Annotated in this window: 13 protein-coding genes and 1 tRNA gene; 6 read left to right on the top strand and 8 right to left on the bottom strand. The window is 51.5% G+C overall.

Features of this window, described 5'->3' with window-relative positions; all coding sequences use genetic code 11:
* The first annotated feature begins 3 nt into the window (after positions 1–3).
* The 3 genes from FRIGORI9N_RS09145 (at position 4) to msrA (ending at position 1,961) form a co-directional block, all read left to right on the top strand.
* Positions 4–780, top strand: coding sequence for a DUF1223 domain-containing protein (locus FRIGORI9N_RS09145; RefSeq protein WP_159569940.1), 777 nt, complete (start codon positions 4–6; stop codon positions 778–780).
* Positions 781–850: 70 nt separating this feature from the next.
* A complete protein-coding gene (gene msrB, locus FRIGORI9N_RS09140; protein ID WP_159569938.1) occupies positions 851–1,354 on the top strand; it encodes a peptide-methionine (R)-S-oxide reductase MsrB in 504 nt (167 codons plus the stop codon).
* A gap of 4 nt (positions 1,355–1,358) precedes the next feature.
* Entirely contained in the window at positions 1,359–1,961 is a 603-nt protein-coding gene (gene msrA, locus FRIGORI9N_RS09135) for a peptide-methionine (S)-S-oxide reductase MsrA (protein WP_159569935.1), read from the top strand.
* Here msrA and FRIGORI9N_RS09130 read toward each other — a convergent pair.
* The 3 genes from FRIGORI9N_RS09130 to FRIGORI9N_RS09120 form a co-directional block, all read right to left on the bottom strand.
* Positions 1,958–3,379 carry an ATP-binding protein gene (locus tag FRIGORI9N_RS09130; RefSeq protein ID WP_159569933.1) on the bottom strand — a complete coding sequence of 474 codons (1,422 nt, stop codon included), beginning with the start codon at positions 3,377–3,379 and terminating at the stop codon, positions 1,958–1,960. The genes msrA and FRIGORI9N_RS09130 overlap by 4 nt on opposite strands.
* Before the next feature lie 19 nt (positions 3,380–3,398).
* Complete coding sequence (locus FRIGORI9N_RS09125) at positions 3,399–4,247, bottom strand: phosphate/phosphite/phosphonate ABC transporter substrate-binding protein (protein ID WP_159569931.1); 849 nt, start codon at positions 4,245–4,247, stop codon at positions 3,399–3,401.
* Between the two features lie 116 nt (positions 4,248–4,363).
* Positions 4,364–6,004: a 3-(methylthio)propionyl-CoA ligase gene (locus FRIGORI9N_RS09120; RefSeq protein ID WP_159569929.1), complete on the bottom strand. Its 1,641-nt coding sequence runs from the start codon at positions 6,002–6,004 to the stop codon at positions 4,364–4,366.
* Positions 6,005–6,327: 323 nt separating this feature from the next.
* On the opposite strand from FRIGORI9N_RS09120, the gene FRIGORI9N_RS09115 reads away from it, so the two are divergent.
* Together FRIGORI9N_RS09115 and FRIGORI9N_RS09110 are read left to right on the top strand one after the other, a co-directional pair.
* On the top strand, positions 6,328–8,493 hold the full coding sequence (locus FRIGORI9N_RS09115) for a TonB-dependent siderophore receptor (protein ID WP_159569927.1): 2,166 nt from the start codon (positions 6,328–6,330) through the stop codon (positions 8,491–8,493).
* A gap of 5 nt (positions 8,494–8,498) precedes the next feature.
* On the top strand, positions 8,499–9,761 hold the full coding sequence (locus FRIGORI9N_RS09110) for a PepSY domain-containing protein (protein WP_256366112.1): 1,263 nt from the start codon (positions 8,499–8,501) through the stop codon (positions 9,759–9,761).
* Here FRIGORI9N_RS09110 and FRIGORI9N_RS09105 read toward each other — a convergent pair.
* The 5 genes from FRIGORI9N_RS09105 to FRIGORI9N_RS09085 form a co-directional block, all read right to left on the bottom strand.
* Positions 9,748–10,113 carry a DoxX family protein gene (locus tag FRIGORI9N_RS09105; RefSeq protein WP_159569923.1) on the bottom strand — a complete coding sequence of 122 codons (366 nt, stop codon included), beginning with the start codon at positions 10,111–10,113 and terminating at the stop codon, positions 9,748–9,750. The two genes, FRIGORI9N_RS09110 and FRIGORI9N_RS09105, sit on opposite strands and share 14 nt — an antisense overlap.
* A gap of 63 nt (positions 10,114–10,176) precedes the next feature.
* A tRNA-Arg gene (locus FRIGORI9N_RS09100) sits at positions 10,177–10,253 on the bottom strand.
* Positions 10,254–10,325: 72 nt separating this feature from the next.
* A complete protein-coding gene (locus FRIGORI9N_RS09095) occupies positions 10,326–11,837 on the bottom strand; it encodes a glycerol-3-phosphate dehydrogenase/oxidase (protein WP_159569921.1) in 1,512 nt (503 codons plus the stop codon).
* Positions 11,830–13,320, bottom strand: a complete 1,491-nt coding sequence (gene glpK / locus FRIGORI9N_RS09090) for a glycerol kinase GlpK (RefSeq protein WP_159569919.1) — start codon at positions 13,318–13,320, stop codon at positions 11,830–11,832. The genes FRIGORI9N_RS09095 and glpK overlap by 8 nt, the downstream gene beginning before the upstream one ends.
* A 22-nt stretch (positions 13,321–13,342) precedes the next feature.
* The gene (locus FRIGORI9N_RS09085; RefSeq protein ID WP_159569917.1) at positions 13,343–13,792 is read right to left on the bottom strand and encodes a gamma-glutamylcyclotransferase family protein; all 450 of its coding nucleotides are present in this window, start codon (positions 13,790–13,792) and stop codon (positions 13,343–13,345) included.
* Positions 13,793–13,847: 55 nt separating this feature from the next.
* Here FRIGORI9N_RS09085 and FRIGORI9N_RS09080 point away from each other — a divergent pair, with 55 nt between their 5' ends.
* Complete coding sequence (locus FRIGORI9N_RS09080) at positions 13,848–14,621, top strand: SDR family oxidoreductase (RefSeq protein WP_159569915.1); 774 nt, start codon at positions 13,848–13,850, stop codon at positions 14,619–14,621.
* Position 14,622: the final 1 nt, after the last annotated feature.

Here is a 14,622-nt window from a genome sequence, read left to right as displayed (position 1 = left end):
TGTATGACAAGCGGCTTGAACTTCATGGTTGGCACAGGCACATTGATGTTTCTTGGTTTGGCCGGCACATCCGCCCTTGCCCAGCAAGGCAGCTGCACTTGGACCAGCGCTGCTGAACGGATGATCGTGGCTGAGCTTTACACCTCAGAAGGCTGCAGCAGCTGCCCACCTGCCGACCGTTGGCTCAGCAGCCAGTTGAGCAGCCCGGAGCGCTCAAAGCACATTCTGGCTTTGTCATTTCACGTGGATTACTGGAATTACATTGGCTGGCAAGACCCCTATTCCAAAAAGCAGTTCACAGAGCGGCAATACGCCCACAAACGGGCAGGCAATGTGAGCCAAATTTACACACCTCAATATGTGTTTTCGAATCGTGAAGTTCGCCGTTGGGGACAGGCGGGGCTGATTCCACAAAGATTGGCAGCCATGCAACAAGACAAAGCACCCGTGGGCCTGCAAGTTTCACTTGAACGAAAGGCGGCCAATCAGGTCGAAATCAAGGTAAAAACCGAATGGCTTGACGAACGGTACTCAGCAGGACGCGTGTTTTTGGCGTTGTATGAAGACAACTTAAGCCAGCAAGTGAAATCAGGCGAAAATCGCGGAGAATTGTTGAAGCATGACCGCGTGGTGCGACACTTGAGTGAACCGAAAAAAGTGTCGCTCGCTACGAAGGTGCAGGTATTCAGCCCACCGTGCCGGCTGACTGGAACCAAAGCAACGTGGGCATTGGTGTCATTCTCGAGAACAATGAATCCAATACCGTGCTTCAGGCGTTGAATGCACCAAAGGCCTTGGGCCAATGCAGCTAACTAAATATTGATTGAGTCATTGAAAAGGAAACACAACCATGCAACGCCGTACCCTGTTAGCAGGACTTGCCGCACTTGGCGCAGGACTGATGATCGCAAAACCTTCAAGCACAATTGCCAGCATGAACAAATTGAACAAAACTGAAGCCGAATGGTTAAAGATCATCAAGAAAGACCAATACAACGTGTTGTTCAAAGAGGCCACCGAGCGCCCTTTTTCCAGCCCCTTGAATGAAGAAAAACGCAAAGGCACTTATGTGTGTGCAGCGTGTAACCAGCCGCTGTTTCCTTCCCAATACAAATACGACAGTGGTACCGGTTGGCCCAGTTTTTTTGATGCCAACAAAGGCGCACTGAATACCAAAACAGACTACAAGTTGATCTTGCCCCGCACGGAATACCACTGCAGCAATTGCGGCGGCCACCAGGGCCATGTGTTTGACGACGGCCCTGCCCCAACCGGCAAACGCTATTGCAACAATGGCCTGGCCCTGGCTTTTGTGCCCGAAGGTCAAACATTACCCGCAGTGCGTAAGGCGTAAAACAATGAAACAAATGAAACTGAAGACCACACTGGCCCTGGCAATGGGCTTGCTTGCTGTGACCGGCGCACAGGCTGAAACAAAAACCGCTGTGTTTGGTGGTGGCTGCTTTTGGTGTACCGAGGCCGATTTCGACAAAGTACCTGGTGTTTTAAAAACGATTTCAGGCTATGCCGGTGGGCAATACAAAGACCCGGATTACAAGGTGGTCAGCGCAGGCCGTACGGACCACACCGAGGTGGTTGAAGTGACCTATGACGACACCAAAGTCAGCTACAGCCAATTGGTGGAGTATTTCTGGAAAACCATTGATCCCACCGTAAAAAATCGCCAGTTTTGCGATGGTGGTACGCAATACCGCAGCGGGTTTTACTACTCAAACGACGAACAGAAAAAAATTGCAGAGGCCAGCAAATCCAAGCTTCAAGCCAGTGGGAAATTCAAGACCATTTACACCGAAGTAGCGCCGGTGATCAAATTTTATCCCGCCGAGGAATATCACCAAGACTACTACACCAAAAACCCGATTCGGTATGGTTATTACCGCAATGGCTGTGGTCGGGACAAACGCCTTGAAGAGTTGTGGGGAGCCAAGGCAAACGGTTAACGTATTTCTGGCAGAGAGAAATGGAAAGTGCTGCCCACACCCACCTGACTCTCTAGCCACACCTCACCACGCATTAGCTCCACCAATCTGCGGGTAATTGTGAGCCCAAGCCCAGTGCCTCCAAAATTCCGGGTAATGGATGAATCAGCCTGTTCGAACGGCTTGAAGATTACATTGACTTTCTCGAACGGAACACCGATTCCCGTGTCTCGAATTGAACACTTCAGCAATTGAAGCCCGTTCATGTCTTTGCTTGCCTGCACATGAACATACACACCACCGTGCTCGGTGAACTTGATCGCATTGCCCACCATATTGTTGATGATTTGTAAAAGGCGAACCGGATCACCCATAAACTCTTTCGGAAAACCTTCTGAATAGGTGCACTGCAGTTCAAGATTTTTCGATTTTGCACGGGGCATCATGGGTCCAAGTGCCTGCTCAAAAACTCGTTTTGGATCAAAAACCACGCTATCAATGGTCATCATGCCCGCCTCGATTTTCGAGAAATCCAGAATTTCATTGACGATCAGCAACAGCGTGTTGGCCGAGTCGTTGGCCACCTGCAAAAACTCCCGTTGCGCTTTGCTCAACTTGGTTTCCAGGGCAAGTTCTGTCATTCCAATAATGCCATTGAGCGGTGTACGAATTTCGTGACTCATATTCGCCAGGAACTCGCTTTTTGCCCGGTTTGCGCTTTCCGCGATTTCCTTGGCACGGGATTCATCGTCCAGGTTCTCACTGGTTCGCTTCAGCTTTTCAAAAGCAGGTCGAAACTCGCTTGGCAGGTTCTCAATCAACAATTCTGATTCGCCACCTGCGATGCCAGACGGTGCGGCATCGAATCGTTCCACTTGTTCCAGCGCACCCAACCAGCGCTTCAGTGGAAACCAAATGACCAACATGCCACCCAGTAAACCACCCACGGCGCTGAGCATGGCCACACGAATGAGAACCCAAAATCCCTCTGCAATTGCCTCCACCGCAAACGTAAATCGCAACACCCCATAGTCGTAACCGCCCGCATTAATCGCACGATTGACGTCGTACAGTTGCTCGGCCACTTGCTCGGTCAACCAGTCAGGTGCCGTGCTTTCCAGAATGGTCGAATTTTCGCTAAGGATAATGCCACCGTTCAGATCAATGAACTTTGCAGACTCAAACCGTGAACCGGCAATTGCTTTGTTCAAGGTTCGCTGAATGGTGTCGTAGTCTCCAATCACGGCACTGTCGGACACGGTTTGGGCAACCACCTCGATCATCATGTGTGCCGAGTCTTGTGCCTCTTCCAGCGCGCTGTGATATTGAAACCGGGAAAACGCCAGGAAACTAATGCTGATGAACAAAAGCAGAGCGACCGTGTACAACAAAAATACACGGCCTATTAAAGACGACGGTAATAAACGAATTCGCTTCATTGCAACAAACGCGTTGGCATTAACGTACCGCCATGGGCGCTGTGGCGTAGAAGCGGCGATAGCTTTCGTAATCTTTGTCGGTCGCAGGTAAAAAATGACTGTCTGGGTTCATGCCCACTGATTCAGAAGCCTGTTTCAGGATCAATGCGCCGGCCTTGCTTTTGTGCATATTGATGAATGCCTGACTCACCGCGCGAACATCTTTAATACTCACCTTGCTGGACGCCATCAGGGCCAAGTCCAGGTAATCTGCCGATGTCCACAACACGCGGAATTTGGCACCCTGCTTTTCCATGAACCCGTCGATTAATGCGGAGTTGCTGCCCACTGCCTTGGCCTTTCCAGCCAACAATTGCGCAAAGGCGGCATTCTGGTTGCCTGCAAACACAGCGTTCACCTCGACACCACGACTCATCAATTCAGCCTGTGGCAATCGATAACCCACAAAAGCCTCAGGGCCAGCAAACACCACGTCCTGTTTGTTCAGGTCTTCAAGCCTGCGGATGGGAGAATCTTCAAGCACAGCAATTTGTCCCTGCAAGGCAGGCCCTGTGCGTCGTCCAAACACCTTCCAGCCCAGCTTGTCTCGCTCAGGACTAAACAGGTGATTGGAGAAAACAAACTCGACTTCTTGCGCCAACACATAGGCGGTGGTGTCGGCAGAGGTGCGGCCAATTTTCAGTTCAAGCTGCACACCACTTTGTTGACTGACGTACTGAATAATTGGATTCCAGTACGCAGCTGTTTTGGGAATATCCCATTGATTAACCGGAGAAAATTTGTAAACCGGTTGCTGGGCTTGAGGCTGCTGCGCATGCGCCAACACTCCTGAGGTCAACAACAACCCGGCAAAAAACAAACGCAACATGCTCACCCTGCCTTATTCCTGTTCAGAAAAAGCAAGGATAAAGTAATTTCAGAAAAGTTAAACTATTAAATAAAGGCTATTTTACAATTTAACTTTCCTTATACCTTCTGTTGCGCTTACACAAATCGCAAGCCCTTGAACTGTTCCCGAAGTTCAGACTTTTGCACTTTGCCTGTGGCGCCTATTGGCATGGCTTCGACAAACTCCACGTCATCGGGAATGTGCATTTTTGTAATTCGTCCTTCGTAGAAATTCAGTAACTCCTGTTTGCTAATGTCCGCACCAGGGCGCTTCACAATAATCAGCAAAGGCCGTTCATTCCACTTTTCATGGGGAATGGCAATGACAGCAGACTGCAACACTGCAGGGTGCGACATGGCGATATTTTCAAGATCAATTGAACTGATCCACTCCCCGCCCGACTTGATCACATCTTTTGTGCGGTCGGTAATTTGCATCAAACCGTCTGGTGCCATTCGCGCCACGTCGCCGGTCGCGAACCAGCGTTTGCCGGTTTCGTCTTGGCTGAAGGCTTTGGCACCATCACCACCATAATATTCATGCAATACCCAATGGCCACGCACATGCAATTCGCCGCTTTGCTCAAAATCCCAAGGCAATTCGGTTCCGTCTTCCGCCAACAGTTTCATGTCAACACCAAAAATGGTGCGGCCCTGCTTGGCAACAATTTCATATTGTTCTTGTTTGGGCAAATTGCGCTCATCACCGCTCAGTTTGGACACGGTACCCAGGGGCGACATTTCCGTGCTGCCCCAACCCTGCATCAACTCCACGCCCATTTCGTCAAAGGCTTGAATCAAACTGACGGGCACAGCCGAACCACCCACCAGCGAGCGCTTCAAAGTGCTGAACGCAAGCCCATTTTGTTTCATGTGATTAATCAAACCCAGCCAAATGGTGGGCACACCGGCAGCAACCGTCACCTGCTCTTTTTCAAGCAGCTCGTAAATTGATGGGCCATCCAGCTGAGGGCCGGGCATGACCAGTTTGCAACCTGTCATCAATGCGGCATAGGGCAAGCCCCAGGCATTCACATGGAACATGGGTACAACTGGAAGGATGATGTCTTTTCTGCTCAATGCAATCGCATCGGCACAATTGGACATCATGGCGTGCAGCATGGTTGAACGGTGGGAATACAAAATGCCCTTGGGATTGCCGGTGGTACCCGAGGTGTAGCACAGGGTGCAGGCCGAGTTTTCATCAAACTCGGGCCACACATACGCATCAGTTTGGGCCTTCAGCAAAACCTCGTAATTCAACAAACCGGCCACGGGCGGCTCGGCTGGCATTTTGTCTTCATCAATCAGCAAAATCCAGTTTTTAACACTGGGGCAATGCGGTGCAATGGCTTTGATCAGCGGCGCAAAAGTCAGGTCGAAAAAAATGGTGCTGTCTTGCGCGTGGTTGATAATGTAAATCAACTGCTGAGGGGTGTATCGGGGGTTCAAAGTATGAGTAACAGCACCCATGCCCGCCACTGCATAGTAAATTTCAATGTGGCGGTGACTGTTCCAGGCAATGGTACCAATGTTTTCACCCTGCTGAATATTCAAGCCATTCAATGCATTGGCAAGTTGCCTGGCGCGCGCGGCCATGGCCTTGAATGTAATTCGGTGCAAATCGCCCTCTACCCGGCGACCCACCACTTCTTGCCCGCCATAAAACCGCTCGGCATGCACCAAAATTGAAGAAAGCAGCATTTCCTGCTTCATCATCAGACCTGGCTTCAACATTGTTTTTGTCTCCTCGTTTGTTGGCCTACTTTTTGTAAAGTGTAACCCAGAGAAGCATAATCTTCGTTCTACTTTACCCCACAATCAGCGCGAGACGCTTTTGTTGCCCCTGTGAAGGGATCTGCATCATTCATGCGCAATTTTCTACTTGTAAGTTGCTTTGAATTGTTAGTGGCATCAATAAAATAATTAGTTATTGCGAATCATTACTATTTTCAATACACTATCAAAAATCACTAAAAACCTGCGACTGATATTCGTCGTATTTTTTAGAACAGCACTTATTTTCATTAACCCATCAACTTCCAGCCAATCAGCCCCCTATGAAAAACAACACAAAGACTCGGGCGCACTCGACCAAAGTGCGCCTGAAAGTTCTGACTGCTTCCATTCAAATCGCATTGCTTGGTGCTTCATTTGCCGGCACGGTTCACGCCCAACAAGACGCCCGTTTGCCTGAGGTTAGCGTAACAGCGACACCCGATGTAGAAACGGCCACTAGCCCTGTGATTGGCTATGCAGCCAAACGCAGCGCAACTGGCACGAAAACCGACACGCCCATCATGGAAACCCCTGCTTCGGTTCAGGTGGTTCCACGCGAAGTTATCGAAGATCAGAAGGCTGTCAACCTGAAAGACGTTTACGAGAACATCAGCGGTGTTCAACAGGCTGGCAATACACTGAACGCACAAAGCGAAGTATTGCCCATCATTCGTGGTTTCGAGTCACCCAGCCTGTTGCGCAACGGTCTTCGCAGCACGATTGCGGGAAGTGTTGATCTGGTCAACGTTGAAAGAGTCGAAGTGCTCAAGGGGCCCGCATCAATTTTGTACGGTGCGCTCGAGCCTGGTGGCGTGATCAATTACGTCACCAAACGTCCACAGGCGCAGCGTGGCTTTGTGTTTGAGCAACAGGTGGGGGATTACAACTTCCTTCGTTCCTCTGGCGACCTGACCGGGCCTGTGAACACCGATGGCAGCCTGCTTTATCGCCTGAATTTTGCGTACACCAACAGTGATTCGTTCCGTGACTTCATTGAACTGGAACGCACGGCTATTGCGCCAAGCCTGTTGTGGAAGCTGTCGGACAAAACAGAAGTGCTGTTCGATTTTTCTTATGTGAAAGAAACACAACCTTATGACACCGGTATTCCCCTTTCACAAGACGGGAAGCCCTTGGTGGCCGACAGCGCGTTTTTCGGTGATCCCGACCTGGCGGGACGCACCAACGAAGACTACTACGCCGGTTATCAGTTGTCCCACACCATCAGCCCTGTCTGGAGCATTCGCAACCAGCTTCAGTTTCACCGCGCAGAAAACAAAAACGAAGCACTGCGTGCACGCAGCGTTTCAGGCGATGAATTAAGAATGCGCTATCAAAATGAAGACCGAACAGATGACGAAATCCAGTTCGTGCTGGACGGTACTGCAAAGTTTTCCACTGGCGCTGTTGACCACACCACGTTGATTGGCCTGGAACTGATCAAGCAGGAAACGGATTTCCTGCGGTTCCGAACCAATACGCCGAACTACGCGATTTCAGACAACCCGAATATCAATTTCGATCCCCCTGCCAATCAGACCAAAACCCCTGACTTGAGCAACACAAGCTGGACAAGCATGTACGTGCAGGATCAAATGTCGCTGCTTGAAGACGGTCGCTTAAAGCTGCTGTTGGGTGGTCGTTTTGATGACGTAAAAACGGAAGGCAGTTCCGGTGGCGTTTCGTCAGCGAACGTTGAAGACAGCGCGTTTACCGCGCGTGGCGGCGTGCTGTACATGTTGTCGAACCGGCATTCTGCATACTTCAGTGCCAGCCAGTCTTTCAGGCCACAATTTGCGTTCGCAGTCGATGTCAATGGTGTTCCGCTGGATCCAGAAACCGGCATGCAATTTGAAGTGGGCCTCAAAAGCTCATTCTTGAATGAACGCCTGTTCAGCACCGTTTCAATTTTCGAAATTGAAAAGGAAAACGTTGCGGTGTTTGATGAAGGGCTTTTCAATGCCACGGGCCAAGAGGCCTATTTCCCTGGCGTGAAGCAACGCAGCCGCGGGATTGAATTCGATCTTACCGGCAACCTGACACGGCAGTTGAAAGCGATTGCGAGCTACGCTTACACCGACACCGAAGTGCTTGAAAATGCAGGCGACCCCTCGGATGTTGGTAATCAATTGGGCGGCGTGGCTCCCCACGTAGCACGTGTTTGGTTGAAGTATGATTTCGACCAGGCCAGTTCACTGGCTGGGCTCGGCGTAAGCGGCGGCGTTCGATATGTTGGAAAAAGCACCACCCAATTCGACCCCACTGTTGAGCTTGATGACTACACAGTGTTCGACCTGGGCGCTTCGTACCAGTGGAAAAACATGAAGGCAGGTTTGAACCTGAAGAACGTGTTCGATGAACGCTACATTGCACGTGCCAGCACCACTGCAATTGCGCACCCCGGCGCACCGCGTTCTGTTGTAGCGTCTCTTTCCATCAGCTTCTAATCACAGTGCTTAGGCCGGCTTTCATCAAACTGCACAGATGGGCAGGATTAATGACAGCCGGCTTTTTGCTGCTTGCCGGTTTAACCGGCAGCCTGCTGGCTTTTGAGCATGATCTTGAAGTGCTCCTCAACCCACACCTGTTTGTCGCGACCCCTTCAGCCGACATATCTTCCCCTGCTCCGCTTGATCCTTTCGAACTGCGTGAACACGTTCAGGATCTGGAACCGAAAGCAGATGTGAGTGAGGTGGTATTCGGACCGCATCCAGGTCAATCAGCCATGTTCTGGCTAACGCCGCGAATCAACCCTGACACGGGGCAACCTTTCAAACTAAGCGCAGATCAATTGTTTGTTGATCCAGCCACCGGCGAAGAACTGGGTCGGCGCCAATGGGGTGAATTCATATCCAATGGCGAAATTCACTGGGAAAACCTGATTCCGTTTCTGTGGCGCCTTCATTCCTCGCTGGCCTTGCCAGAGCCCTGGGGTGCGTGGTTGTTTGGCGCAATTGCACTGATCTGGACGCTGGATTGTTTCATCGGCCTGTTTCTCACCTTGCCCCGCTTTCAGCGCGCGCAGCGGCCATTCCTGAAACGCTGGAAACCGGCCTGGCTCATTAAATGGCACAGTGGTGCATACCGGATCAATCTGGATTTGCATCGTTGCATTGGCCTGTGGCTTTGGTTCATGCTTCTGGTTTTTGCATGGTCAAGCGTCATGCTGAATTTGCGACAAGAGGTCTACAACCCGGTGATGTCGCTGGCGTTTGAATTCAGTGAGAACAACAATACTGCCCGATCAAAAACCGAATCTGCAAGCACACTTGATTGGCGTGCCGCCCATGCGGCAGCTGCATACGAACTGAATCGCTTGTCAGTTGAGCGGGGATTCACGATCAACCACGAAAACAGCCTTTTGCTGAACCGCAAACGCAATATTTATATTTACCGGGTGCACACCAGCGAGGATGTATACGACGCTGCACCGGGTGCTGGCAAAACGAAAATTGTCATTGATGCATCAAGCGGCGTATTTCTTGGGTCCTCGTTTCCAAGCGGCGATGCCGCTGGCAATACGGTGAGCAACTGGCTGCAAGGACTACACATGGCCAATGTATTTGGACTGCCTTATCGACTTTTCGTGTGCGTACTTGGTGTGATGGTTGCCGTACTTTCGGTGACTGGCGTCATAGTCTGGCTAAAGAAACGGTGTGCGCAGGCACACCGGATTGAGCGGAAAGTGGCAGCCTACCGCGTCAAGGTGCGCTGACACGGGTGGTTCGCCAAATAAACCAGATAATCAGGGCTTGTAGCGGCAAGCGCAAGTACAAAAGCACCACAGGGATTTCTGCAAACTGATCAGGGTTCATTGCCATGTGAATGTTCGCGGGCAACACCGCAATACACAGCGCGATAAGCCCATAAGCAGCCCAGGTGCGGGTGCGTTGAACCAGAATGCCGATGCCACCCAGAATTTCAAAAACACCGCTGACCTGAACCAGCGCATCTGGATTAGTCAAATAGGGCGGCACAATGCTGGCGAAAAAATCCAGCAGCACAAAATGCAAAATGCCTGCGCCAATGAAAAAACCGGCGACGACAAGTACGGAAATTGGTGGCATGTGTTTAATGGGTAGTTGAAAAACAAAAAACCCCCGCCTTTTGAGCGGGGGTTTTTCTTGAACTGGTGCGGCTGGCAGGAATCGAACCCACGACCCCTTGGTTCGTAGCCAAGTACTCTATCCAGCTGAGCTACAGCCGCAGTGAAGAAGCGAGATTATGCATGAAACATTGCCATGGTGCAAGCACCGAACCCCACTTTCTACAAAAAACTTTAAGAAACCGAATTCAAGCCATATTGGGCAACCAGCTTGCGAAACTCGGCTTCCTGGCGATCCAGTTCCTCATCGCTGTAACGCAGCTCGTTTTGCAGCACAAATCGAACCTCGTTCATGCATGCCAAGGCTGCATTGCTGTCCAGAAAAAGCGCCCTGCTTCGGCGTGCCAGCACATCTTCAATGGTTACCGCCATTTCTTCCAGCACGGCCTGCGCAATTTCCGCTTCATTCAAATCAAGATTCTCGTGAATGGCCGAACCAGGTTTGCGCATGGGCAAATCATCCTCCAGGCGCATGTTGCGGGTGCGGGTTGGTTTATGTGCCCAACCATGCTGCTCACACACCAAATCAACCACTTCTTCAGCCATGCTGCGGTAGGTAGTCCACTTGCCCCCGGTAATCGTCACCAATCCGCTTGCTGCGGTAATCACAGTGTGTTCCCTTGAAATGCTTTTGGTATTTTGCTTTTCACCACCAGCACTCACCAAGGGTCGCAATCCCACAAACACGCTGCGTACATCGGCGCGTGTGGGGGCATTGGCCAGGTATTTCCCTGCCGTTTCCAGAATGAAATCCACTTCTTCAGGCAAGGCATCGGGTTCCCAAGGGGAGTCAGTGCGCGGCGTGTCTGTGGTACCGATCAGTGTTTTACCCAACCACGGCACCACAAACAGCACACGGCCATCGCTGGTTTTAGGCACCAGCAATGCTTCCTTGGCCGGATAAAAATGCTGATCAACCACCACATGCACCCCCTGGCTGGGGCTGAGCATGGGCTTGGAGTCGGCTGAATCCAGCTTGCGAATATCGTCTACCCACACCCCGGTTGCATTGATCACAGCCTTGGCCTTGAAAGTCAGTGTCTCGCCACTGAATTCATCGCGGGCTTGCACGCCACTTATTTTCTCTGCGTTTTTTACAAACCCGGTTACCGGCATGTAATTGATCGCCATTCCACCCAGCTTGTGCAAGGTTTTCATCAAGGCAATCGCCAAACGTGCGTCGTCAAATTGCGCGTCAAAGTAACGCACACCGCCATGCAGTTTGTGTTGCGAAATGGTGGGTACGGCGCGCAACACCTCATTTTTCTTCATCATGGTGGTCGGCCCAACACCGAGCTTGCCCGCCAGCATGTCGTACATTTTCAGGCCGATCCAGTAAAACAGCTTCTGGAACACATTGCGCACAGGAATGACAAACGCCAAAGGTTTGACCAGGTTCGGCGCATTCACCAACATGCGTCCACGTTCCTCAAGCGCCTCTTTGACCAGGCTGAAATTGCCCTGAGCCAAATAACGCACACCACCATGCGCAAGCTTGGTAGCGCGTGAACTGGTGCCCTTGGCAAAGTCGTGCCCTTCAAGCAGCAACACCTTCAGGCCACGGCTTGCAGCATCTACCGCACTGCCCAAGCCAGTGGCACCACCGCCAATCACGATGACGTCCCATTCATATTGCTCTTGTGCCTTGATTGTTAAAGTATCAAGGTGCTTTTTACGACTAAGCATCTGCCCATCCTTTGGAACGTTCTACCGCGCGGTGCCAGCGGTCAAGCAAGGCACCCCGTTCATCAATACTCATTTTGGGTTCGAAACGCGCATCCACCTGCCAATTGGCCAGCAGGCTTTCCTCCGTATCAAACACACCAACGGCCAAGCCAGCCAGGTAGGCCGCGCCCAATGCGGTGGTTTCGGTTACTGTGGGGCGCACCACTGGCACGCCCAATAAATCAGCCTGAATCTGCATCAGCAGATCATTGTTGGATGCACCGCCATCTACCCTTAATTCACTTAGCGGCTTGGCACCGTCACGTTGCATGGCCTGCACCAAATCGACTGTTTGCAGTGCGATGCTTTCCAAGGCTGCGCGCGCAATGTGTGCCTTGCTGGTGCCCCGCGTCATACCCACCAAAGTGCCCCGAGCATACGGGTCCCAGTGGGGTGCGCCAAGACCCGCAAATGCGGGGACCAAACACACACCATCGGTGCAGGGCACGCTGGCGGCCAATGCCTGCACATCGGCTGACTTTTCAATAATGCCCAAACCATCGCGCAGCCATTGCACCACTGCCCCGCCCATGAACACACTGCCTTCCAGCATGTAACTTGTTTTGCCATTGACTTGCCAACCCACGGTGGTCAATAAACGGTTGTGGCTTTCAACTACTTCGCTGCCCGTGTTCATCAACATGAAGCAACCCGTGCCGTAAGTGTTTTTCGCCTCACCCGCTTTGAATGCAGTTTGCCCGAAGGTAGCAGCTTGCTGGTCGCCCGCAACACCTGCAATTGGAATGGCCGCACCCAGCACAGACGAATCGCAGCGTGCAATTTCACCACTGGACTCACACACCTGCGGCAACATGCTTTCAGGAATACCAAACAACTCAAGAAGTTCGACATCCCATTTCAATGTTTCAATATTCAACACCATGCTGCGAGATGCATTGCTTACATCGCTTGCATGAACTGCACCACCTGTAAGATTCCAGATCAGCCAGCTGTCTACGGTGCCGAATGCCAGCTCACCTGATTCAGCCTGCGCACGCGCACCTTCCACATTGTTCAGAATCCAGTTCACTTTTGTTGCGGAAAAATACGAATCCAGTTCAAGCCCGGTGACTCGGCGAATCAATGCAGCTTTGCCCTGCTCTCGCAGCTTGTCGCAATAGGCGGCTGTGCGGCGGTCTTGCCAAACAATCGCGTTGTAAACCGGCTTGCCTGTTTTGCGATTCCACACCACAGTGGTTTCACGCTGGTTGGTAATACCAATGCCGGCAATTTCAGAAGGCGTTAACCCGGCCTTTTCAATTGCGCTGCGTGCACAGGCCAACTGCGTGTTCCAAATGTCTTCAGGCCGGTGTTCAACCCAGCCGGCTTTCGGAAAAATTTGCTCAAATTCCTGCTGACAGCTGGCCACCACTTGCGCCCGTGAATTGAACACAATGGCGCGCGAGCTGGTGGTGCCTTGGTCGAGTGCCAAGATAAAACCCATGGGTTTGTCTCCTTTCTTGTTGTTACTTTCTTTGCCCGGTGTTGTTCCAGTTGCCCACGTGTTTATTCAAGAATGCCTGCATGCCTTCGGCTTCAAAACGGCTTATGCTCCAAAGCTCAGCTGTTAATACCGACGCGTTTAGCCAAATGTAAGCCTCGGCTTTCATGGTGTCACCACTGGTGTTCAGCAGCACTTCAATTTCACGGCGCTCATACTCGGGGCCTTCAAAAGCATCCAGACGCTTCACATCATCGGGCCGCAAATTGAGCCACACCAAACCTTGCACTTGCGCGTCGGCGTTTTCGATCATGGCCGGGTAGGTTTCGCCAGGCACAGCGTGGCGTTGGTAGCCTTGGGCGACCGCATTCAAGCAAGGGTAAACACCCTTCACCACTTGCCCCCACACGGGCAAATACATCAATGACCCGTATACAAAAACATGTTTGCCGTCTTGCTCAAATTCCGAGCCCATGCGATGTTACCTTTTCAGATGAAAAACAATTAGAAAATGCCTGTAAGGAGACGATGTGAAAACAACAACTGATTTGTTCAATTTACAAGATAAGGTGGCTTTGGTCACGGGTGCAACCCGCGGAATAGGCTTGGCCTGTGCGGAATTGCTGGCCTCCAAGGGTGCCACCGTGATTATTTCAAGCAGAAAACAAGAAGCATGCGAACAAATTGCCGCGCAATTTCAAGCAGATGGGCTGAATGCAGTGCCCATGGCTTGCCATTTGGGCGAGATGGAACAAATTGAGGCGCTGTACCAACAAATTGAAGCCAAGTTTGGAAAGCTGGATATTCTGGTGAACAACGGCGCAACCAACCCTCACTTTGGGCCAATCTACGACACCGATTTGGCGGCCTTTCAAAAAACCTGCGATGTGAACATTCGGGGCTATTTTTACATGAGCAGCCACGGCTGCAAGTTGATGGCCAAGAACGGCGGCGGCAGCATTATCAATGTGGCATCGGTCAACGGCGTGATTCCCGGCTTGTACCAAGGTATCTACTCAATCACCAAAGCAGCCGTCATTTCAATGACCAAGGCCTTTGCCAAGGAATGTGCCCCCATGAAGGTGCGTGTGAATGCACTGCTGCCCGGCGCTACCGACACGAAGTTTGCCTCGGCGCTGGTGCACAACGATGCAATACGCAGTGCGTTGTTGCAACATGTGCCCATGAACCGCGTTGCACAGCCCAGTGAAATGGCTGGCACGGTGTTGTATTTGGCTTCCGAGGCTTCCAGCTACACCACCGGTTCCTGCATCAATGTAGATGGCGGTTACCTGGTGGTGTAAA

Source organism: Limnobacter sp. 130, assembly GCF_902506325.1.
GTDB lineage: Bacteria > Pseudomonadota > Gammaproteobacteria > Burkholderiales > Burkholderiaceae_B > Limnobacter.
This window is presented reverse-complemented; position numbering and strand designations above follow the sequence as displayed.